This window comes from Hydrogenophaga sp. (assembly GCF_028698005.1).
GTDB lineage: Bacteria > Pseudomonadota > Gammaproteobacteria > Burkholderiales > Burkholderiaceae_C > Hydrogenophaga.
The window spans coordinates 1-22,561 of the sequence record NZ_JAQVEJ010000034.1; the positions used below are offsets into that span (position 1 = coordinate 1).

Below are 22,561 nucleotides of genomic sequence, written 5' to 3' on the forward strand. Positions count from 1 at the left end.
TGGTGCTCGGCCAGCGCGGCAAGCTCAAGAAAATGGAGTCCCCCCTGCGCGAGGAACTGTTCGCCAAACAGCTCCTGTGCCTGCGCTTGGCCGTGCTGCTGTGCCACGCCCGTCAGATGCCTGAGCACGAAACGGTACAACTGAGCTACCGGTCCGGCATCTTCCATCTGACAACCGCACCGGGCTGGGCCAAGCGCTACCCCCAGTCGGCGTGGCTGCTGACCGAGGAAGCGGCTGCCTGGCAGAAGACGGACTGGAAACTGACGGCCGACATCCGCTGAAGACCGGCCTCAGGCCTGGCCGAGGCGCGCCCCTCAGAGCAACTCGGGCGTTTGCACGCACACCAGCACGGTCTGCACTCGGCCATTGCGCTCGCGCTGGCGCAGCCACCAAACGGTGCCCTTCCTGACCGGGCACGCGTCCTCCGGCAGATTCAACAGACGCGCAATGACCCGGCCCAGGGTCGGCTGGTGGGCCACGACCACACAGGGTGACTTGCCGACCGGCCACTGCACCTGATCCAGCACCGCCAGTGCATCGGCCTCGGGCGCCAGTGCCGGCACGATGTGCAGCTTGCGCCCCAGCGCCCGCGCCGTCTGCTCGGCACGCACCGCCGGGCTGCACAAGATGAGCGCGCCCTGCGGCAGTTGCCGGTCGAGCCAACGTGCCATGCGCACAGCCTGCTTCTCGCCGCGGGACGTCAGTGGCCGGGCCAGGTCCTTGTCGTCGCCTTGTCGGCCGGCCGGACCATCGGGGTGGTCGTGGGCCTGTGCATGGCGCCAGAGGATGAGATCCATGGTGCGGCCCTCGTCTGTCGTCGCCAGGTGACATCAGCCTTTGCTGCCGTGGCGCGCCATCAGCATCGACTGTGCCGACACCGGCTCGGGCCCTTTCCTGCCCCGGGGTTTCGCGATCATCTGGTCTGCCGGCACGTAGCGGCCGTCCGGCTGCAGCAGCCAGGCATCCTGATTGTCGGCCAGGTAGATGTCCAGACACTCTTCGATGATGCGCTGGCGCAATGACGGGTCGGTGACAGGCCAGGCCAGCTCGATGCGCCGCAGCATGTTGCGGTTCATCCAGTCGGCACTGGACAGCCACAGCTCCTCGTGCTCGCCGATCTTGAAATAGAACACCCGCGAGTGCTCCAGCAGGCGCCCGATGATCGAGCGCACCTGGATGTTGTCGGTCACGCCCGGGACACCGGCCGGCAGAATGCAGGCGCCGCGCACAACGGCGTCGATCTTCACGCCCGCCTGCGAGGCCTGGGCCAGTGCACGGCACAAGGCCTCGTCGGTCAGCGCGTTCATCTTCAGTACCACCCGCGCGTTCTTGCCCCGTGCCGCGGCCTGAGCAGCCGCCTCCAGCCGCTCGATCATGCCCTTGTGCAGATGGAACGGCGCGATCAACGCCTGGCTCAGCCGGGGCAGCCGGTTCTGGCTGGCCAGGTGCACGAACACCTGGTCGACATCGGCCGTCAGTGCCTCATCGGCGGTCAGATGGCTCAGGTCGGTGTACAGGCGCGCGGTGCCCGGGTTGTAGTTGCCCGTCGACAGATGGGCATAGCGGCGCATGGCCTTGCCCTCGCGGCGCGTGATCAGCAACATCTTGGCGTGCGTCTTCAGGCCCACCACCCCGTAAACCACCTGGGCACCCACCGATTCGAGGCGCTCGGCGTAGTTGATGTTCTCCTCTTCGTCGAAGCGCGCCTTCAGCTCGACCACCGCCGTCACTTCCTTGCCACGGCGCACCGCCTCGCGCAACAAAGCCATCAGCTCGGATTTGGCACCCGTGCGGTAGATGGTCTGCTTGATCGCCAGCACGTCCGGGTCCTCCACCGCCTCGCGCAAGAAGGCCAGCACAGCATCGAAACTCTCGTACGGCTGGTGGATCAGCACATCGCCCTGCTGAAGCCGCTCGAAGAAGGACTGCCCGGCCGTCAGCTGCGCCGGCCAGCCCGGTCTGTAGCGTTCAAAACGCAGCGCGGGCATGTCGATCTGGTCGATCAGCTGGTTCAGGCGCACCAGATTCACCGGCCCGGCCACGCGGTACAGAGCCTCTTGAGGCAAACCGAACTGAGCCAGCAATAATTCCGACAGGTGCTGCGAGCAGCCGGCCGACACCTCCAGCCGCAGCGCCTCGCCATAGTGGCGCTGCTGCAAGCCCAGGCGCAGCGCCGTGCGCAGATTCTTGACCTCCTCCTCGTCCACCGCCAGGTCGGAGTGGCGCGTCACGCGAAACTGGGAGAACTCCGTCACCTGCCGGCCCGGGAACAGGTCGGACAGGTGCGAGCGGATGAGGCTGGAAATCGAGACGAAGTGCTGCTGCTTCGAACGCCTGGCCACGGGCAGGCGCACATAGCGGGGCAGCGCGCGGGGCACCTTGACGATGGCGATCTCGTTCTCGCGCCCGAAGGCGTCCTTGCCCGTCAGGCGCACGATGAAGTTGAGCGTCTTGTTGGCCACCTGCGGGAACGGGTGCGCCGGATCGAGCCCCACCGGCATCAGCAGCGGCTGTACCTCGCGCGCGAAGAACTCGCGCACCGCCCGTCGCTGTGCCGGGCTGCGCTCGGCATGGGTGACGATGCGGATACCCCGCTTTTCCATCTGCGGCAGCAACTGCTCGTTGAAGATGGTGTACTGCTCGGCCACCAGTTGGTGCACCTTCTCGGACAGACTGCGGTAGGTGGCGACCGTACACGGGCCGCGCTGCTCATTGGCGTGCATGGCGCCCACCTGCGGCGCCATGCGGACCTCGAAGAACTCGTCGAGGTTGGACGAGACGATAGCCAGGTAGCGCAGACGCTCCAGCAGGGGCACACCGGGCCGACGCGCCCAGTCGAGCACGCGCTCATTGAACGCCAGGATACTGTGGTCCCGGTCCAGGAATGTGATCGGCGCAGGCGTCACCACCTTGCGCGCTGTTGCAGGGCGTCTGGTCATCGTCGTCGCGGTCTGATGCCCGCTGTCGAAGGCACGGGTTACTCTGTGACCATTGTCGGTCTTATTCATGACGAACGCGTGACAGGCCGCACACAACCATCCCACTTCACCATGTCAGCACGCACGCGCATGCGCGGCCATTGCCTCACAAGCCCAGGAAATGCCGCCGGTAGCGTGCCGGCAGATCGGCCACGTTGAAGACCGGGTCCCAGGCCGGCACGCTCGCGCACCAGCAGGTGCTCGCAACAGTCATCGAACAGGTGCACCGGCGCCTGCCTGTGCCGGGCGTCGCGGGCGCGAGGCGGCGGCCCCTGCGAGAATACGCAGCCGTGAACCCGCCGCCCGTTTTTTTCACCCCCACGCCCTGGTCTCTGGTCCCACATGCGGCCTCGCCCTGGCGACCCGCATTCACCCTGTCCGTGGCGCTGACGCCCGATAGGTGCGCCGGGCTGCGGCTGGACTACGCGCTCACGGGCGATCTGGCCAATCTTCGCCTGCCCGCGCCCATGCCCCCCGGCCCGGCGGACGGCCTGTGGCGCCACACTTGTTTCGAGGCCTTTGTCGGCGGCCAGGACGGCGGCGCCTACCGCGAATTCAACTTCTCCCCGAGTGGCCAGTGGGCCGACTACCGCTTCGCCGCCCGGCGCACCCCCGACGCAGCGCCCGATCCGTCCGTGCTCATCCCCGAGGTGCTCTGGCGCAGCAACCCCGGTCACCTGCGGCTGTGTGCCCGGCTGCCGGCCAGTGTGCTGCAACCTGCGGGCACCTGGCGGGTCGGCCTGAGCGCCGTGCTCGAACACCAGGACGGCCGCCTTTCGTACTGGGCGCTGGCTCACCCCGGCATCCACCCCGATTTCCACGACCCCGCCGGCTGGCGCCCCCTGCCCGCCGCGCCCGATATTTCATCGCCATGACGCTGCAACTCGGCCTCGAACGCTTCCTCCAGGACCCCGCCCTGCGTGCCCCGCTGGCCGGCCGCCGCGTCGCCCTGCTGGCCCATCCGGCCTCGGTCACGCGCGACCTCACGCACGCGCTGGACGCGCTGGCGGCGCTGCCCGACGTGCGCCTGAGCGCCGCCTTCGGCCCCCAGCACGGCCTGCGCGGCGACAAGCAGGACAACATGGTCGAGTCGCCCGACTTCACCGACCCGCGGCTGGGCATCCCGGTGTTCAGCCTGTACGGCCAGGTACGCCGCCCGACCGACGCCATGATGGACAGCTTCGACGTGCTGCTGGTCGACCTGCAGGACCTGGGCTGCCGCATCTACACCTTCATCACCACACTGCGCTACGTGCTCGAAGCCGCGGCGCGCCACGGCAAGGCCGTCTGGGTGCTGGACCGCCCCAACCCCGCCGGCCGCCCCGTCGAGGGCCTCACGCTGCGCGCGGGCTGGGAGAGCTTCGTCGGCGCCGGCCCCATGCCCATGCGCCACGGCATGACCATGGGCGAACTGGGCCAGTGGTTCATCCAGCACCTGGGTCTGTCGCTCGAGTTCCGGGTGATCACCATGGCCGGCTGGCAACCCGGGATCGGCCCCGGATTCGGCTGGCCGGCGGGCGAGCGCAGCTGGGTCAACCCCAGCCCCAATGCGGCCAGCCTGTCGATGGCACGGGCCTACGCGGGCACCGTGATGCTGGAGGGCACCACGCTGTCCGAAGGGCGCGGCACCACGCGTCCGCTGGAGCTGTTCGGCGCGCCCGACATCGACACGCGCCGGCTGCTGGTCGACATGCACGGGCTCGCGCCTGACTGGTTGCGCGGCTGCGTGCTGCGCGAATGCTGGTTCGAGCCCACCTTCCACAAGCACGCCGGGCAACTGTGCGCGGGTGTGCAGATCCACGTGGAAGACCCGGCCCACTACGACCACGAGGCCTTCCGGCCCTGGCGCCTGCAGGCCCTGGCCTTCAAGGCCCTGCGCCGGCAACGGCCGGACTACCCGCTCTGGCGCGACTTTCCCTACGAATACGAGCACGACCGCCTGGCCATCGATCTCATCAATGGCGGCCCCGCCCTGCGTGAATGGGTCGACGATCCACACAGCCAGGCGGCCGATCTTGAAGCCATCACCCGGCCCGACGAGGCGGCCTGGATCGAGTCCCGACGGCCCTTCCTCCTGTACGGCACCGCGCCCTGAGCGGCAAGGGTTTGTCCCTAATCACCACACGGGAAATATGCACTATAGTGCAGCATCAGCGATGCACTATAGAGCATTACGTCACCCCCCGAGACAGGCTTCCGGGCTACCCGCATCCAGGTCGATTTTCATTCAAATCTGAACAATTCATATTTGAAGTACGGGTAATTCAGGATCGCCAGCACCCGAGTGACGCGCCTACAGTGGCCTGATCCACCTCAACCCTCTGGAGACAAACCATGACCACCCGCCGCCTCGTTCTGACCCGCAGTGCCGCCGTCATCGGTGCCGCGTCCTCCGGTCTGCTGCTGCCGCAGATCGTTCGCGCGCAATCCGACAAGATCCGTGTGGGCTTCATGCTGCCGTACACCGGCACGTTTGCCCAGCTGGGCGTGGCCATCGAGAACGGCGTCCGCATGGCCCTGAACGAACAGGGTGGCAAGCTCGGTGGCCGCGAGGTCGAGTTCTTCAAGGTGGACGACGAGTCCAACCCCGCCAAGGGCATCGAGAACGCCACCCGCCTGGTGCAGCGCGACAAGGTCGACGTGCTGATCGGCACCGTGCACTCGGGCGTGCAGATGGGCATTCACAAAGTGGCGCGCGAATCGGGCGTGCTCAACCTGATCCCGAACGCCGGCGTGCACATCGCCACCCGCCAGCAGTGCGCGCCCAACGTGTTCCGCACCTCGTTCACCAACTCCCAGCCCACGCTGGCGCTGGGCAAGACCATGGTGGACCGCGGCCACAAGAAGGCCGTCTGGATCACCTGGAACTACGCCGCCGGCGACGAGGCCTTCGAAGGCTTCGAAAAGAGCTACACCGAGGCGGGCGGCACCATCGTCAAGAAGCTGGGTCTGCCCTTCCCCAACGTCGAGTTCCAGGCCCTGCTGACCGAGATCGCCGCCCTCAAGCCCGATGCCGTGGCCTGCTTCTTCGCTGGCGGCGGCGCGGCCAAGTTCATGCGCGACTATGCCGCCGCGGGCCTGAACAAGACCATCCAGCTGTACGGCTCGGGCTTCCTGACCGAGGGCGTGCTGGACGCCGCCGGCGATGCCGCCAACGGCGTGCTGACCACCATGCACTACGGCGATTCGCTCAACACCCCGCGTGACAACCAGTTCCGCCTCGAGTACGCCAAGGCCTTCAAGATGCAGCCCGACGTGTACGCCGTGCAGGGCTACGACACCGGCCTGCTGCTGGTGCAGGGCGCCAACGCGGTCAAGGGTGACCTGTCCAACAAGAAGGCGCTGTACGCCGCCATGGAAGGCGCCACCATCGACAGCCCGCGCGGCCGGTGGACCATGAGCAAGGCGCACAACCCGGTGCAGGACATGTACCTGCGCCGCGTCGAGAACAAGGAAAACAAGGTGATCGGCATTGCCCAGAAGGCCGTGGCCGATCCGGCCACCGGCTGCCGCATGGCCTGACCCTGCCCCCTGCTTCGCCAGTGGCCGCCTGCGGCGCGTGCAGTCTCTGCCGCGCCGCCAGCCGGCTGCGCCCCGCCCCACCGATTCATGGACTTCGCCAATTTCCTCATCCAGTTGCTCAACAGCCTGCAGTACGGGCTGTTGCTGTTCATGCTGGCCGCCGGCCTGACGCTGATTTTCGGCATCATGGGCGTCGTCAACCTCGCGCACGGCAGCTTCTACATGCTGGGCGCCTACCTGGCGTGGTTCTTCACCGCCCAGCTCGACAGCCTGCTGCTGGCGATCGTCGTCGGCACGGCGCTGGCCGTGGCCTTCGGCTGGCTGCTTGAGTGGGCGCTGTTCCGCTTCTTCTACCATCGCGATCACCTCGACCAGGTGCTGCTGACCTTCGGCCTGATCTACATCTTTGAGGAGGTACGCTCGATCTTCTGGGGCGACGATGTGCACGCCGTGCAGGTGCCCGAGCTGCTGAACTGGTCGATCCCGCTGACCGACACGCTCTCGTACCCGGTCTACCGCCTGGTGATGTCGGGCGTCTGCATCCTGCTGGCCATCGGCCTGTACCTGCTGATCAACAGGACGCGCCTGGGCATGAAGATCCGCGCCGGTGCCTTCAACCGCGAAATGACCGAATCGCTGGGCATCAACATCCGGCTGATCCACGGTGTGGTGTTCGCCCTTGGCGTCGGCCTGGCGGCCATCGCCGGCATGATCGCCGCACCGATTTCCAGCGTCTACCCGGGCATGGGCAGCTCGGTGCTCATCATGTGCTTCGTGGTGGTGGTGATCGGCGGCATCGGCTCGGTGCGCGGCGCGCTGGTGGCGGCGCTGCTCGTGGGCCTGGTGGATACCTTCGGCAAGGTGCTGGTGCCCCAGATCGCCGGCATGGCCGTTTACATGCTCATGGCCATCGTGCTGCTCTACAAGCCCGAAGGTCTTTTCAAGCACTGATCGCCCTACCCCATGAGTTCCCCCACAGCCACCCTTGAGCGCCTGCCGCGCAGCATGCAGGCCATGCTGGTCATCGGCGCCGTCGCGCTGGCGGCCTTCCCGCTGGTGCCCATCGAAGGCACCGACTTCTACCTGCAGATGCTCACGCAGATGATGATCCTGGCCATCTTCGCGATGAGCCTGGATCTGCTGCAGGGTGTCACCGGCCTGGTGTCGCTGGGCCACGCGGCGTTCTTCGGCATCGCCGGCTACGCGCTGGCCTTCCTCACGCCACAGGACGCCCCCATGGCCCTGTGGTGGAGCCTGCCGGCGGCCGTGCTGGCCGCCGCCGTGGCCGCCCTGGTCATCGGTTTCCTGGTGGTGCGCACCAAGGGCATCTACTTCATCATGGTCACCATGGCGTTCGCGCAGATGGTGTACTTCCTGTTCTTCGACAACAAGGCGCTGGGTGGCTCCGACGGCATCTACGTGTACTTCCGCCCCGACGCCACCGCCGTCGGCCTCGATCTGGAAAACAAGACCAGCTTCTACTACTTCACACTGGTGCTGCTGGTGGCGGTGTACCTGTTCCTGCGCCGGGTGCTGTTCTCGCCCTTCGGCCGCGTGCTCACCGGCATCCGCGTGAACGAGCACCGCCTGCGCGCGGTCGGCTACGGCACCTTCAATTACAAGCTGGCCGCCTTCACCCTGGCCGGTGCCCTGGCCGGCCTGGCCGGGTATCTGTGGGCCGCGCAGACCGGTTTCGTCAACCCCGAGCTGATGGGCTTCCACATGAGCGCACACGCGATCATGATGGTCATCCTCGGCGGCATGGGCAACTTCGCCGGCGCCATCGTGGGTGCGTTCGCGTTCGAGTACGTGATGCACTTCTTCAAGGACCTGACCAAGCACTGGCAACTGCTCATGGGCGGCTTCATCCTGCTGGTGGTCATCGTGGCCCCGCGTGGCCTGCTGGGTCTGGGCGAATCGCTGCTGGGCCGCGGCCGCAAGGACACGACGGAGGCTTCGGAATGAACGAAGAACCCCTGCTGAGCGCGCGCGGCCTGACCAAGCGCTTCGGCGGCCTGGCCGCCGTCAACGACGTTTCGGTTGACCTGATCCGCGACCGGCTGCACGCCGTCATCGGACCCAATGGCGCCGGCAAGTCCACCCTGACCAACCTGCTCTCGGGCGACCTGCCGCCCACCTCGGGCTCGATCACCCTCAACGGGCAGGAGACCGCCGGCAGTTCGCCCGAATCGATCTCGCGCCTGGGCCTGGGTCGCAGCTACCAGAAGACCAACATCTTCCTGCCTTTCACGGTCTGGGACAACGTGCGCCTGGCCTCGCAGTCGTGCGAGCGCTTCTCGCCCTGGAATCCGCTGCGCTGGTTCTCGCGCGCGGACGGCCTGGCGCAGGTGAACGAGCGTTGCGAACGCGCCATCGAACTGGCCGGGCTGACGCACCGCCGGGATACCGTCGCGGCCACCATCAGCCACGGCGAGCAGCGCCAGCTCGAAATCGCGATGACGCTGGCCACCGAACCCACCGTGCTGCTGCTCGACGAGCCGCTGGCCGGCATGGGCCAGGCCGAGGCCGAGCGCATGGTCGATCTGCTGCTCAAGCTCAAGAAAGACCACGCCATGATGCTGGTCGAGCACGACATGGACGCCGTGTTCGCGCTGGCCGACCAGCTCACCGTGATGGTCAACGGCCAGGTGATCGCCAGTGGCACACCCGAGCACGTGCGTGCCGACCCGATGGTCCAGGCGGCCTACCTGGGTGAGGAACACTGAACATGCCCGAAACAACTCTGATCAGTGCCCACGGCCTGCACACCCACTACGGGCAGAGCCACATCCTGCGCGGCGTCGATTTCGTCGTCGGCCAGGGACAGACCATCGGCCTGATGGGTCGCAACGGCATGGGCAAGACCACCCTGCTCAAGTCCATCATGGGCATCGTCAAACCCAGTGGTGGCGGCGTGCTCATCAAGGGCCATCCCATGACCGGCGCGAGCCCCTATGCCGTGGCACGGCTGGGCATTGCCTACGTTCCCGAGGGGCGCGGCATTTTCGGCAACCTGAGCGTGAAGGAAAACCTCGTCATGGCCGCGCGCCCCGGCACGCGCGGCCAGCGCGACTGGACCTACGAGCGGGTCCTGGACACCTTCCCGCGCCTGGCCGAGCGCCTGAACCATGGTGGTCAGCAACTCTCGGGCGGCGAGCAGCAGATGCTGACCATCGGCCGTGCGCTCATGACCAACCCCGACGTGCTCATCCTGGACGAAGCCACCGAGGGCCTGGCACCGCTGATCGCGCGCGAGATCTGGCGCATCTGCGGCCTGATCCGTGAAAGCGGCATCAGCAGCGTGATCGTGGACAAGGCCTGGAAGCAGGTCACCCAGATCACCGACCGCAACGTCATCCTCGTCAAGGGCGAGGTGGTGTTCGAAGGCAGCTCGGAGGAGCTGCTGTCGCGGCCGCACCTGCTGGAGCAGTACCTCGGCGTCTGACGACCCTACAGCAAGGGCCGGAGCTCGCGCGCGGCATCGAGCAGCAGCGGCAGCAGGTCGTGGCGCATCACCTCCGGCGCCAGGCGCTCGGGTGAGGCCACCACATTGAGCGCCGCCACGGTGCGCCCGCGCATGTCGCGCAACGGCACCGCCAGTGCATGCACACCCCTCTCGTGCTCCTCGCTGGCCACGGCGTAGTCATCGGTGCGCACCTGATCGATGACGGCGCGCAGGGCCTTGTGGTCGGTGGTGGTCAGCGGCGTGAGCTTGGGCAGATCACGCCCCTTGAGCCAGGCCGAAAGCTCGCTGCGCGGCATGGCCGCCAGCAGCACCCGTCCGGTGGACGTGGCATGTGCCGGCAGGCGTGCCCCCAGGTGCAGGCCGTAAGCCATCAGCCGCTGACCGCCGACAGCCGCACTGCGCGCCACGATCACCACTTCATGACCATCGAGCACCACCGCCGAGAACGATTCACGCGTCTGCACCGCCAGGCGGTTGAGCGTCGGCTGCAGCAGGCGTGGCAGCCGCGCCGAGGCCAGGTAGCTGCCCGAGAACCGCAGCACCTTGGGGGACAGCCAGTAATGCGTGCCATCGGTGTCCAGGTAGCCCAGGTGCGCCAGCGTGAGCAGGTGGCGTCGCGCAGCGGCACGGGTCAGGCCGGCGCGCTCGGCCGCCTGCGTGGCATTCAGCCGCTGGCGCTCGGTGTCGAAACTCTCCAGCACGGCCATGCCTTTGGCCATGCCTTCGATGAAATCCGCCTTGGCGATGGTCGTGGAGCGAAGCGCGGCCGGTGCCGGTCGACGCGGAGTGGCATGCATGGCAAGTGGCACAGGACAATCGAAGATTGCGCGATTATCGCGCAAACACGCCGAAGACCGCGCAACACCTGCAAGCCTGCCTTGAGCTGTGCGCGCTCTCACCCTATGCTCGGGAGCACGGCTCAGGCAGGACATCCAGCCACCTGCTTCTTTCTCAGGAGACACCCACATGCGTACCCAGGTCGCCATCATCGGCGCGGGCCCATCCGGCCTTCTGCTCGGTCAACTGCTGCACAAGGCAGGCATCGACGCCATCATCCTCGAACGTCAGTCCGGCGAATACGTGCTGGGCCGCATCCGGGCCGGCGTTCTCGAGCAGGTCTGCATCGACCTCATGGACGAGGCAGGTGTGGGCGAGCGTATGCACCGCGAAGGCCTGGTCCACGGCGGCTTCGAGCTGCTGGTGGACGGTCAGCGCCACCGCATCGACATGAACAAGCTCACGGGCGGCAAGAACGTGATGGTCTATGGCCAGACCGAACTGACGCGCGACCTGATGGAAGCACGCGCTGCTGCCGGCCTGCCCACCGTGTACGAAGCCCTGAACGTGCAGGTGCACGACTTCGACACCCAGAACCCGCGCGTCACCTATGAAAAGGACGGCCAGACGCACACCATCGAGTGCGACTTCATCGCCGGCTGTGACGGCTTCCACGGTGTGTGCCGCGCCAGCGCCCCGCGCAGCGCCATCAAGGAGTTCGAGAAGGTCTACCCGTTCGGCTGGCTGGGCCTGCTGTCGGACACGCCGCCAGTGCACGACGAACTGATCTACGTGAACAGCCCGCGCGGCTTCGCACTGTGCTCGCAGCGCAGCCAGACCCGCAGCCGCTACTACCTGCAGGTGCCGCTGACCGACAAGATCGAAGAATGGACCGACGAAGCCTTCTGGCAGGAGTTGCGCCTGCGCCTGGACGACGAAGCCAACGCAAAGCTGGTCACCGGTCCCAGCATCGAAAAGAGCATCGCCCCGCTGCGCAGTTTCGTGACCGAGCCGCTGCGTTTCGGCCGTATGTTCCTGGCCGGCGATGCGGGCCACATCGTGCCGCCCACGGGCGCCAAGGGCCTGAACCTGGCCGCCACCGATGTGAAGTACCTGTTCAACGGCATCCGCGAGTACTACGAGGAGAAGTCCGAGGCCGGCATCGACCGCTACTCCGAGCTGGCCCTCAAGCGCATCTGGCGTGCCGAGCGCTTCTCGTGGTGGTTCACCCAGTTGATGCACAAGTTCCCGGATGACGGCGAGATCGTCGGCAAGTTCCAGCGCGCCGAGCTGGACTACCTGATCAACTCCGAGGCCGGCTCCCGCACCATGGCCGAAAACTACGTCGGCCTGCCGCTGGACTTCGGTCAGTAAGCAACCCCGCCATGCCGCCGGCCCCACCTCGGGGTGCCGGCGGCTTTTTTTCGCCCGGCCCCGCACGAACCGGGTTGTCACCTGCACGCCGGTCGTGGCATCGCCCTTGGGCTATAGTGGTTGACGTATACGTCAATTGCGCATCCCATGGCCACTTCCGCACCCCCCCTGACCAAAGCCATCAAACCCCTGCGGGGCATTCGCGTCCTGAGCCTGGCGCTGAACCTGCCAGGGCCTGCCGCCCTCATGCGCCTGAGGGCCATGGGCGCGACCTGCGTGAAAGCCGAGCCGCCCGCCCCCAAGGGCGCGCCCGCCGGCACCAGCGGCGACCCCATGGGCCAGTACAGCCCCGAGGCCTACACCACGCTGCACGAGGGCATCAAGACCGTCACCATCGACCTCAAGAGCGAGCAGGGCCAGGCCCGGCTGCACAAGGAGCTGGCGCGCACCGACGTGCTGCTGACCTCCTTTCGCCCGTCCGCCCTGCGCAAGCTCGGTCTGGGCTGGAAGGCTTTGCACAAGGCCTGGCCGCAACTGTCGGTGGTAGCCATCGTGGGTGCCCCGGGCGAGCGCGCAGAAGAACCCGGCCACGACCTGACCTACCTGGCCGACGCCGGGCTGATCACCGGCACGGAACTGCCCGCGACATTGTTCGCCGACATGGCCGGTGCCCTGATGGCCAGCGAGGCGGCGCTGCAGGCGGTCATCGGGTGCCAGCGTCGCGGCAAGGGCGTCTTCCAGGAGATGGCACTGTCAGAGGCCGCCGCCTGGCTCGCCCTGCCCCGCACCTGGGGACTGACGATGCCCGCCGGCCCCGTCGGGGGCGCCCATGCGGGCTACCGCGTCTATCCGTGCCGCAATGGCCGCGTGGCTGTGGCCGCACTGGAGCCGCATTTCGCGACCGCGCTCTGCGATGTCGCGGGTCTGGGCACACCGGATGCAGCCACCATGTTCAGGCCGGCCACCCATGAGGCGATTGCCGCCTTCCTCGCGGGCAAGACACGCGCGCAACTGGACCGCCTGGCCGCGAAGCACGACATCCCGCTGCACACCCTGGCCTGACGCCAACCGCTTCAGAGCTGGTTGCGCTGATCCTTCAGCGACTGCAGCCACTCGCGCCAGATGGCCACCAGCAGCGCCATCAGCACAGGCCCAATGAACAGGCCCACCAAGCCCATGGTCTTGACGCCACCGACCAGGCCGAAGAACGTGGGCAGGAAGGGCAGCTTCACCGGCCCGCCCACCAGACGGGGCCGCAGTGTCTTGTCGACGATAAACAGCTCGACCGAGCCCCAGGCGAACAAGGCCGCACCAGCCATGGCGTGACCCGACCCCACCAGGTACAGCGACACCAGCGTGAACGACAGCGGCGCACCGCCCGGAATCATTGCCATGAAACCGGTGACCACGCCCAGCAGCACGGGTGATGGCACACCCGCAATCCAGTAGGCAATGCCCAGCACCACCCCCTCCCCCATGGCGATCAGCCCCATGCCCGTGACGGTGGCACTCACCGTCGCCGGCACCACGCGCGAGAAACGCTGCCAGCGCTCGGTCAGCAGGTGTTCACCGACGAGGTCGATCTGAGCCGCGATGCGCGCACCGTCCTTGTAAACGAAGAACAGCGTGATCAACATGAACAGCACGAGCAGCAACAGGCCGAACAGGTCCCCCGTGGCCGTCAGTGCCATGCGGTAGATGTTGCCCAGGTGCTGGCCGCTGAGCAGCTGGATCCATTCGCCCAGGGCATGCGGCTCGCCCAGGTGATCGCGCCAGTAGGCTGCGAGCTGTTCGCCCACCAGGGGCAGGGCTTCGACCCACTTGGGCACGGGCGCGCCACTGCGGTTGGCCTCGATCAGCCAGCGCACGAAGCCGCTGGCTTCACCGATGGCGAAATGCAGGGCGACCGACAGCGGCACTACCAGCACCAGCAACACCACCAGGATCGCCAGCGACGCCGCCAGCGTGGTGTTGCCATGGCAGCGCGCCACCACCTTGTGATAGAGCGGCCAGCTCGCAAAGCCGATGATCAGGGCCGCGAGAACGGGAACGAGAAAGCCACGGAAGAAATAGACACCCGCCAGCAACAGCAGCAACAGCAGGGTGCGGGTAATGAACGGAGCGCGAAGTACTGGCCGCATGGATTCATTTTGACACGTACCCGTGGCCTCGCTCGGGCGACGCGAACCAATTTCCGTGCCGCCCTCAACAAGGGCCGCCATCCTGGCTGGCCACCTTACCGCCCGCGCCCCTTCTTCACCCCGGCCCGCGGCGGCAGCCCCGTGTGCTGGGCCAGCACGCGGCCCGGCTTCGGTTCACTGGTGCGAAAGCGCACGTCGCCCCTGGGTTCCTGCGGCTCCTGCGGACGGATGCGCAACGCGACCGCCTTGCCGTCCTTGTTGATCGTGTAGCCCAGGCCCGTACCGCCGCCCTTGAAGCCCGTGCTGTTCTTCCGGCGCGCGCTCTGGTAACTGCCGTCCGTCATTGGCTGGAAGGTCGGCACCAGGTGCTGCTTGCCGTTGCCGATCAGGTCGGCGCGGCCCATGGCCTTGAGCGCCTCGCGCAGCAGCGGCCAGTTGTTGGGATCGTGGTAGCGCAGGAAGGCCTTGTGCAGGCGCCGGCGCCGCTCGCCGCGCACGATGTCCACCTTCTCGCCACGCTCGTCGCGGTGGATGCCCTTGAGCGGATTCAGCCCCGTGTGGTACATGGCCGTGGCCGTGGCCATCGGGCTGGGGTAGAAGGCCTGGACCTGGTCGGCACGGAAACCATTCTTCTTGAGCCAGATGGCCAGGTTCAGCATGTCCTCGTCGCTGGTGCCCGGGTGCGCGGCAATGAAGTACGGGATGAGGTACTGCTTCTTGCCCACCTCCTCGCTGTACTTCTCGAACATCGTCTTGAAGCGGTCATAGGTACCGATGCCGGGCTTCATCATCTTCGACAGCGGCCCCTGCTCGGTGTGCTCGGGCGCGATCTTGAGGTAGCCGCCGACGTGGTGTTGCACCAGCTCCCTGACGTACTCGGGCGACTGCACGGCCAGGTCGTAGCGCAGGCCGGAGCCGATCAGCACCTTCTTGATGCCCTTGAGCGCGCGGGCGCGACGGTAGATCCGGATCAACGGATCGTGGTTGGTGTTCAGGTTCTGGCAGATGCCCGGGAAAACACAGCTGGGCTTGCGGCACGCGGCCTCGATCTCGGGGCTCCTGCAGCCGAGCCGGTACATGTTGGCCGTAGGCCCGCCCAGATCGGAAATCGTGCCGGTGAAGCCCTTGACCTTGTCGCGGATGTCCTCGATCTCCTGGATGATCGAGTCTTCGGAGCGACTCTGGATGATCCGGCCCTCATGCTCGGTGATCGAGCAGAAGGTGCAGCCGCCAAAGCAGCCGCGCATGATGTTGACCGAGGTGCGGATCATCTCCCACGCCGGGATCTTGGTCGCGCCCTCGTGGCTGCCGTTGTCGTCGGCATAGGCCGGGTGCGGACTGCGGGCATACGGCAGGCCGAAGACCCAGTCCATCTCGGCCGTGGTCAGCGGGATGGGTGGCGTGTTGATCCACACGTCGCGGGCCGCGGTGCCCTCGCCATGCGCCTGCACCAGCGCCCGCGCGTTGCCGGGGTTGGTCTCCAGGTGCAGCACGCGGTTGGCATGGGCATAGAGCACCGGGTCACTCTTGACCTGCTCGTAGCTGGGCAGGCGGATCACCGAGCGGTCGCGCGGTGGCAAAGTGCGGTGCCCGCGCAGCGCAGGGTTGGGCACGAACTGCACCGGTTTCGTGTCGCTGGCAACAGACCCCTTGCCCTCCCCCGTTTCCATGGCGCAGCTTTGCCCCTGGGCCTGCGCCTGCTCGCTGGTTGTCTGGTAGGGGTTGATGTGCGTGTCCACACGGCCGGGGGTGTCGACCGCGGTCGAGTCGATCTCGAACCAGCCCTCGGCCGAAGGATCGCCCGGCCGCCGCACGAAGGCGGTGCCGCGCACGTCGGTGATGCTGTCGACCGGCTCGCGCCGCGCCAGCCGGTGCGCCACCTCGACCAGCGCGCGCTCGGCATTGCCGTACAGCAGCAGGTCGCACTTGCTGTCCACCACGATGGAGCGGCGCACCTTGTCGCTCCAGTAGTCGTAGTGTGCGATGCGGCGCAGGCTGCCCTCGATGCCGCCCAGGATGATGGGGGTGTCCTTGTAGGCCTCGCGGCAGCGCTGGCTGTAGACGATGGCGGCGCGGTCGGGCCGCTTGCCGCCCACGTCACCGGGGGTGTAGGCATCGTCGCTGCGGATCTTCCGGTCGGCGGTGTACCGGTTGATCATGGAATCCATGTTCCCCGCCGTCACGCCCCAGAACAGGTTGGGCTTGCCCAGGGCCTTGAAGGCCTCGGCGCTCGTCCAGTCGGGCTGGGCGATGATGCCTACCCGGAAGCCCTGCGCCTCCAGCACGCGGCCGATCACGGCCATGCCGAAGCTCGGGTGGTCCACGTAGGCGTCGCCCGTGACCAGAATGACGTCGCAGCTGTCCCAGCCGAGCTGCTCCATCTCAGCGCGGCTCATCGGCAGGAACGGCGCCGTGCCGAAGCGCTTGGCCCAGTAGGGCCGGTAGCTCATGAGCGGCTTGGCGCTGCGCGCAAAAAAGGACACGTCGATGGGTGCGTTCATGGACGCCTGGGGCTCTCGTGGGTTGGGGTAACCGTCCAGTGTAGGCCTTTTGCCCCAACCCGTGCTGCTTTGGGACTTCCCGGCGGACGGACGGAGCCGCCACGGGCGCGACCCGTCACCTGCGGGTCAGCCCCACCCGCCCTGCTGCGCTAGGCTGGGCGGCACGCACCCCAGAGTGCCCGACCAGACCCTTTCAGGAGACCCCATGCCCGAATTCAGCACCCTCGTCATCGGCCCCGACCCCCGCAACCCGCGCATCGCCCGGCTGCGCCTGAACCGGCCCGAGCGGCTCAACGCCATCAACGACGACATGCCCGGCGAAATCCGCGCCGCCCTCGAATGGGCCAACGCCGAGCCATCCATCCACGTCATCGTGGTCGAGGGCAGTGGCAAGGGCTTCTGCGGCGGCTACGACCTGGCCGACACCGCCAGCCAGCACATCGAGCATCCCTGCCAGCAGGAATCCTGGCCCTGGGACCCGATGGTGGACTACGCCTACATGAAGCGCAACACCGAGCACTTCATGAGCCTGTGGCGCAGCGCCAAGCCGACCATCGCCCAGGTGCACGGCGCCGCCGTGGCCGGCGGCAGCGACATCGCCCTGTGCTGCGACCTGCTGGTGATGGCCGAGGACGCCCGCATCGGCTACATGCCCACGCGGGTCTGGGGCTGCCCCACCACCGCCATGTGGACCTACCGCCTGGGCCCCACACGCGCCAAGCAGCTCATGTTCACCGGCGACGTGATCGACGGCCGCACGGCCGCCGAATGGGGGCTGGCCAACCAGGCGGTGCCCGCCCACCAGCTCGACGAAACCGTGCTGAAGCTGGCCACACGCATCGCCGGCGTGCCCTCCTCGCACCTGGCCATGCACAAGATGGTGGTCAACCAGGTGCTGCTGACCATGGGGCTGGAGCAGAGCCAGATGATGGCCACCGTGTTCGACGGCATCACCCGCCACAACCCCGAGGGCCTGTGGTTCCGCCGCCATGCCCAGACACACGGCTTCAAGGATGCGGTGCAATGGCGCGACAGCGGAAAACCGATCCCCGAGGGGGACGAGGCACGTGCGCTGATCCGGGACATGGAGCAGCACTCATCCGGCCGTTGAGGTCGGCCGGGGCTTGGGCAGGCCGATCCCCCTTCATTTGTTCCGCCTGCAGCCCCTCGGGTCGGCACCATGCCACGGTTGACGCTGGCGGCAGCGTTGCGGATACTGTGCGGCGCCTGCGGCGGGTGCCTGCACCGTCGCGCCGGGATTTCCCCACCGACCACAACAACACCACAAGGGAACTGTTCTGTCTTCCGCCGTTTCTTCTTCCACTGCACCGATCCGCCGCATCGCCATCAGCACCGGTGGCGGTGACGCGCCCGGCCTCAATGCCGTCATCCGCGCGGTCACACTCACTGCCGCCAAAAGGGGCTGGGAATGCTATGGCATCCGCGACGGCTACAACGGCATCCTGTACCCCGAACGCTATCCCGAGGGCGGCGTGTTCCGCCTGACGCTGGACCGGGTTCGCGGCATCGCGCACCTGGGTGGCACGATGCTGGGCACCACCAACAAGGGCAACCCGCTGCACTTCCCGCTGCCACAGGCCGATGGTTCGGTGCGGCACATCGACCGCAGCGACGACATCATCGACTACTTCGCGCGCCAGGGCCTGGACGCGCTGGTGGCCGTGGGTGGCGACGGATCCCTGGCCATTGCGCACGAGCTGCACAAGAAGGGCCTGCGTGTGGTGGGGGTGCCCAAGACCATCGACAACGACCTCGACAAGACCTTCACCACCTTCGGTTTCGACACCGCGGTGGAGTTCGCCACCGACTGCATCGACCGCCTGCACAGCACCGCCGAAAGCCACCAGCGCGTGATGGTGGTGGAGGTGATGGGCCGCTACGCAGGCTGGATCGCCCTGCACGCGGGCATTGCCGGCGGCGCACACGCCATCCTGCTGCCCGAGATCCCGTTCGACCTGGACAAGGTGGTGGCCAAGATCCGCCACCGTGACCTGCTGGGGCGCATGTACTCGATCGTGGTCGTGGCCGAAGGGGCCGCCCCGCGCGACGGCCAGCGCGTGGTGCTGGAGTCCGGCAATGCCGGCCACGCCGAGCGGCTTGGCGGCATCGGCGAGCAGGTGGCCAGGGCGCTGGGCGAGCGCACCGGCAAGGATGCCCGCGCCGTCGTGCTGGGTCACCTGCTGCGCGGCGGCAGCCCGACCTCGTTCGACCGCCTGGCCTCGCTGCGCTTCGGCACGGCGGCCGTGCGTGCGCTCGCCGAGGGCCGCAGCGGCGTGATGGTGGCCCTGGGCTATCCGGACGTGAACTGCGTGCCGCTCGAGGAAGTGGCCGGCCGCATGAAGAGCGTGCCGCTGGACAGCGACACCGTGCAAACCGCGCGCGACCTGGGTATCTGCCTGGGTGACTGAGGCGGCCGGCGGCGGGCCGGGGCACGTCACCGCCAGCCCGCCGGGGTTCACATCGTTACCGCTCTTACGGAACCGTCCAGAATGTAATCACGCCGCAGCCTAGCATGGGCGCTCCTGTTACGTGAGTCATCTGATCAAGGAGAAGGCATGGCACTGCACTTTGGCAAACGCGAATCCGAACCCGTCCAAAAAACCGCCACCCCGCCCCTGGGCGCCCAGCGCTACGGCAGCGCCAGCGTGGTATCCCCCGCGTCGCCGGCTGCCGCACCGGTGGCCGCACCCGCCAGTACCAGCCCGGCATCGAGCGACAGCGGCGGCAGCAAGCTCACCGTCGGGCCGAACATCAAGCTCAAGGGCGTGGAGATCACCGACTGCGACACGCTGGTGGTCGAAGGGCTGGTCGAGGCAACGATGGATTCACGCGTGATCCAGATTGCCGAACAAGGCGCCTTCAAGGGCTCGGCCGAGATCGACATTGCCGAGATCCGCGGCGTTTTCGAAGGCAACCTGACGGTGCGCCAGAAACTGGTCATCCACGCCACCGGCCGCGTCACGGGCAAGATCCGCTATGGCAAGGTGGTGATCGAGGAAGGCGGGCAGCTCTCGGGCGACATCGAGTGCTCCTCGGCATCGGCCCAGCCGTCCACCACCAGCGCCCGCAGCGCGGCAAGCCCCACCAGCACCCCTTCGCCCACGCCGGCCGTGGCACTGGCCGACTGAGCCTGGCCACCCGTCCACCGCGCCCCGCCACCGCGCGGGGCGTGGACCGCTTGTCCGGCACGGGACCCGGTATGCTTGCGCCATGTATGCCGGTTTTTTCGGCCTCCGGGCCGATCCGTTCTCGATCGCCCCGGACCCGCACTACCTCTACCTGAGCGAGCGCCACCGCGAAGCGCTCGCGCATCTGCTGTACGGCTTGCAGGGCAGCGGCGGCGTCGTGCTGCTGACGGGCGAAGTCGGCACCGGCAAGACCACCGTGTTCCGCTGCTTCCTGGCGCAGGCACCCGACACCTGCCAGGTGGCCTACATCTTCAATCCCAAGCTGTCCGTCACCGAGCTGCTGCGGGTGATCTGCGATGAGTTCGGGGTACCGGTGCGTACCACCGACGCGGGCCCGGCCACGATCAAGGCGCATATCGACCCGCTCAACGCCTTCCTGCTCGGGTTGCACGCGCAAGGTCGCCAGGCGGTGCTGGTCATCGACGAAGCGCAGAACCTCGCAGCCGACGTGCTGGAGCAGCTCCGTCTGCTCACCAATCTGGAAACAACCGAGCGAAAACTGTTGCAGATCGTACTGATCGGCCAGCCCGAACTGCGCGACCTGCTGGCACAGCCGGCGCTCGAACCTCTCTCGCAGCGCATCGTGGCACGATACCACCTGCAAGCCCTGAGCGAGGCCGACACCCTGGCCTACATCCGGCATCGCCTGTCGGTCGCCGGGTGGCAGGGGCCCTGGCCCATGAGCGAGCGGGTGCTCAGGCGCATTCATCGCCGCAGCGCTGGCGTGCCGCGCCGCATCAACCTGCTGTGCGACCGGGTACTGCTGGGAGCCTACGGCCGACAGCAGCACCGCATCGACACCCGCATGGTGGACCATGCCGCCCGCGAGGTGTTCGGCCATCGGCCCGCCGCCGGCTGGCGGCGCTGGCTGCCCTGGGGCATGGCCGGGGTGCTGGCCCTGGGCGCGGCGGCGGCGGCCGGCGCCTGGTGGCAGGCGCGCCAGGGCCCGGCCGCCGCCGCGACCGCGCCGGTGCCGCACACCCCGGCAACGCTGACCCCCACCGACCAGGCACCGGCCACGGCCGCCGACGCCCCGGAGCCGGCCGGACCCCAGGCATTGCACACCGCCACCCTGTGGCCCCAGGAGGCACCCGCCTGGCAGGCACTGGCCCGTCTCTGGGGCATCGACCTGGAGGACGCCGAGGATCCCTGTGCACAGGCCCAGACACGGGGCCTGCAATGCTTCCGCACATCACGCATGACGCTGGGCGGCCTGCGCCGGCTGAACCGGCCAGCCATCCTGACCCTGCATCTGCCGGGCCAGCCAGCACAACACGCGCTGCTCATCGCACAGACCGAAGACGGACACTACCTGCTCAGCCACGAAGCACAGCGCTGGCAGGTACCTGCACCGGCATTGGCAGCCATCTGGGCCGGGGGCTATGCCACGCTGTGGCGCACACCACCCGGCACTGCCACGCGCATCACCGAAGCGCGTGACCCCGACCAGCAGGCCTGGATCGATGCCCACCTGCGGCAGTTGCAGCGCCAGGGCCGGATCAGCGCCGCCGCACGGACCTACGAGGAGCGGCTCAATGCCTTTCAGGCCGCCACCGGAGTCGAGCAACACCGCCATGCCGGCCCCATGACGCTGATGCAACTGAACCAGGCCACCGGCGTGGACGAGCCCCGGCTGCTCACCGCCTCCCTGCCCGCCAACGCCGACGGCGACGCACCCTGACCATGTCCTACATCCTCGATGCCCTGCAAAAGGCCGCCGCCGAGCGCCAACGTGGCCAGGTACCCACACTGGTGCCACCAACCCCCTGGGAAACGGTCTCTTCCGCCGCCCCCCGGCGACGCCTGGGCCCGGCCGGGTTCGCGCTGCTGGGCATGGGCCTGGCCGCCGTGCTGCTGGGCATCTGGTGGAAGGCCGACCGGGCTCCCGCCGCCACCACCAGCCAGGCAACCACCACAGCCCAGCCGCCCGCCACGCTGCCCGCCGACGGGCCCACACCGGCCCCCTCCGGCGAACCCGCCGTGCCGCAGGCCATGGTGGCCGGCCTGCCCTTTCAGTCATCGGCCCCCATCCTCGCACCCGCGCCCGCCCCGGCGACACGCCCCGCCGCGGCGCCCCCCCCAGCGGTCGCACCCGCGCCAGCGACCCTGGCCAGGGAGCTGGAGGTGTCTGGCGCGACCTACTCCGACAACCCCGAGCACCGCATGCTCATCATCAACGGCCAGGTGGTGCGGGAGGGCCAGCTCGTGCGCCCCGGCCTGACCCTGGAAGCCATCGGACCGCGCAGCGCCATCTTCAACGAGGGCGGTCGGCGCTTCAATCTCAACCATTGATGTCACACCCCATCCTCTCCACGTACGCACTGCGCTTCGGCTGGCCCGGCCAGCCGCCGCTGTGGTCCGCACTGAACCTCGAACTCGCACCGGGCCTTTGGGCGATCGTCGGCGATGAGGGCAGTGGCAAAACGACGCTGCTGCGCCTGCTGGCGGGCGAACTGGCCCCCGACAGCGGCCGCATCGAGCTCCATGGCCGGCCGGCGGCACCCCGGGCACTGGCCGCCGCGGTCGCCTGGACCGACCCGCGCACCGACGCCTTCGAGGCCGTGGTGCTGGATCACTACCTGGCCGATCTGCC

At 67.8% G+C, this 22,561-nt stretch carries 20 protein-coding genes and 1 pseudogene; 16 read left to right on the forward strand and 5 right to left on the reverse strand.

The annotated features are described in order from the left end of the window. Positions 1–281 (forward strand): annotated as a pseudogene (locus PHQ87_RS05585) (exopolyphosphatase); the annotation flags it as partial. A 33-nt stretch (positions 282–314) separates the two neighbouring features. On the opposite strand, the gene PHQ87_RS05590 reads toward PHQ87_RS05585, so the two are convergent. Both PHQ87_RS05590 and ppk1 read right to left on the reverse strand, forming a co-directional pair. Continuing rightward, positions 315–797, reverse strand: coding sequence for a histidine phosphatase family protein (locus tag PHQ87_RS05590; protein ID WP_300231953.1), 483 nt, complete (start codon positions 795–797; stop codon positions 315–317). A gap of 33 nt (positions 798–830) precedes the next feature. Then, entirely contained in the window at positions 831–2,939 is a 2,109-nt protein-coding gene (gene ppk1 / locus PHQ87_RS05595) for a polyphosphate kinase 1 (RefSeq protein WP_300231954.1), read from the reverse strand. A gap of 329 nt (positions 2,940–3,268) precedes the next feature. On the opposite strand from ppk1, the gene PHQ87_RS05600 reads away from it, so the two are divergent. From PHQ87_RS05600 to PHQ87_RS05630, 7 genes are all read left to right on the forward strand, one after another. Further along, a complete protein-coding gene (locus PHQ87_RS05600) occupies positions 3,269–3,853 on the forward strand; it encodes a DOMON-like domain-containing protein (protein ID WP_300231955.1) in 585 nt (194 codons plus the stop codon). Continuing rightward, on the forward strand, positions 3,850–5,073 hold the full coding sequence (locus tag PHQ87_RS05605; RefSeq protein WP_300231956.1) for a DUF1343 domain-containing protein: 1,224 nt from the start codon (positions 3,850–3,852) through the stop codon (positions 5,071–5,073). Before PHQ87_RS05600 ends, PHQ87_RS05605 begins: the two co-directional genes overlap by 4 nt. Positions 5,074–5,312: 239 nt before the next feature. Further along, on the forward strand, positions 5,313–6,500 hold the full coding sequence (locus PHQ87_RS05610) for an ABC transporter substrate-binding protein (protein WP_300231958.1): 1,188 nt from the start codon (positions 5,313–5,315) through the stop codon (positions 6,498–6,500). A gap of 87 nt (positions 6,501–6,587) precedes the next feature. Then, a complete protein-coding gene (locus tag PHQ87_RS05615) occupies positions 6,588–7,451 on the forward strand; it encodes a branched-chain amino acid ABC transporter permease (protein ID WP_300231960.1) in 864 nt (287 codons plus the stop codon). Between the two features lie 12 nt (positions 7,452–7,463). Continuing rightward, positions 7,464–8,465: a branched-chain amino acid ABC transporter permease gene (locus PHQ87_RS05620; RefSeq protein ID WP_300231961.1), complete on the forward strand. Its 1,002-nt coding sequence runs from the start codon at positions 7,464–7,466 to the stop codon at positions 8,463–8,465. Then, positions 8,462–9,226: an ABC transporter ATP-binding protein gene (locus PHQ87_RS05625; RefSeq protein WP_300231963.1), complete on the forward strand. Its 765-nt coding sequence runs from the start codon at positions 8,462–8,464 to the stop codon at positions 9,224–9,226. The genes PHQ87_RS05620 and PHQ87_RS05625 overlap by 4 nt, the downstream gene beginning before the upstream one ends. A gap of 2 nt (positions 9,227–9,228) precedes the next feature. Next, a complete protein-coding gene (locus PHQ87_RS05630) occupies positions 9,229–9,945 on the forward strand; it encodes an ABC transporter ATP-binding protein (RefSeq protein WP_300231964.1) in 717 nt (238 codons plus the stop codon). 5 nt (positions 9,946–9,950) lie between these two features. Here the strand turns inward: PHQ87_RS05630 and PHQ87_RS05635 are convergent, their stop codons facing one another. Then, entirely contained in the window at positions 9,951–10,763 is an 813-nt protein-coding gene (locus PHQ87_RS05635) for an IclR family transcriptional regulator C-terminal domain-containing protein (protein ID WP_300231965.1), read from the reverse strand. A gap of 169 nt (positions 10,764–10,932) precedes the next feature. Here PHQ87_RS05635 and pobA point away from each other — a divergent pair, with 169 nt between their 5' ends. Beyond that, positions 10,933–12,117: a 4-hydroxybenzoate 3-monooxygenase gene (pobA, locus tag PHQ87_RS05640; protein ID WP_300231967.1), complete on the forward strand. Its 1,185-nt coding sequence runs from the start codon at positions 10,933–10,935 to the stop codon at positions 12,115–12,117. Positions 12,118–12,264: 147 nt separating this feature from the next. Beyond that, positions 12,265–13,179, forward strand: coding sequence for a CaiB/BaiF CoA-transferase family protein (locus PHQ87_RS05645; RefSeq protein WP_300231968.1), 915 nt, complete (start codon positions 12,265–12,267; stop codon positions 13,177–13,179). 11 nt (positions 13,180–13,190) lie between these two features. Here PHQ87_RS05645 and PHQ87_RS05650 read toward each other — a convergent pair whose 3' ends face one another. Then, positions 13,191–14,258: an AI-2E family transporter gene (locus tag PHQ87_RS05650; RefSeq protein WP_300231969.1), complete on the reverse strand. Its 1,068-nt coding sequence runs from the start codon at positions 14,256–14,258 to the stop codon at positions 13,191–13,193. Between the two features lie 95 nt (positions 14,259–14,353). Next, the gene (locus PHQ87_RS05655; RefSeq protein ID WP_300231970.1) at positions 14,354–16,759 is read right to left on the reverse strand and encodes a YgiQ family radical SAM protein; all 2,406 of its coding nucleotides are present in this window, start codon (positions 16,757–16,759) and stop codon (positions 14,354–14,356) included. Positions 16,760–16,964: 205 nt separating this feature from the next. Here PHQ87_RS05655 and PHQ87_RS05660 point away from each other — a divergent pair, with 205 nt between their 5' ends. From PHQ87_RS05660 to PHQ87_RS05685, 6 genes are all read left to right on the forward strand, one after another. Continuing rightward, positions 16,965–17,870, forward strand: coding sequence for a crotonase/enoyl-CoA hydratase family protein (locus PHQ87_RS05660; protein ID WP_300231972.1), 906 nt, complete (start codon positions 16,965–16,967; stop codon positions 17,868–17,870). Between the two features lie 235 nt (positions 17,871–18,105). Next, a complete protein-coding gene (locus PHQ87_RS05665; RefSeq protein WP_300231980.1) occupies positions 18,106–19,188 on the forward strand; it encodes an ATP-dependent 6-phosphofructokinase in 1,083 nt (360 codons plus the stop codon). 147 nt (positions 19,189–19,335) lie between these two features. Continuing rightward, complete coding sequence (locus PHQ87_RS05670) at positions 19,336–19,908, forward strand: polymer-forming cytoskeletal protein (RefSeq protein WP_300231974.1); 573 nt, start codon at positions 19,336–19,338, stop codon at positions 19,906–19,908. 82 nt (positions 19,909–19,990) lie between these two features. Then, complete coding sequence (locus tag PHQ87_RS05675) at positions 19,991–21,649, forward strand: AAA family ATPase (protein ID WP_300231976.1); 1,659 nt, start codon at positions 19,991–19,993, stop codon at positions 21,647–21,649. Between the two features lie 2 nt (positions 21,650–21,651). Next, on the forward strand, positions 21,652–22,260 hold the full coding sequence (locus tag PHQ87_RS05680) for a general secretion pathway protein GspB (RefSeq protein ID WP_300231977.1): 609 nt from the start codon (positions 21,652–21,654) through the stop codon (positions 22,258–22,260). Beyond that, the coding region (locus PHQ87_RS05685) for an ABC transporter ATP-binding protein (protein WP_300231978.1) at positions 22,260–22,561 on the forward strand (302 nt) is incomplete at its 3' end. The genes PHQ87_RS05680 and PHQ87_RS05685, both read left to right, overlap by 1 nt.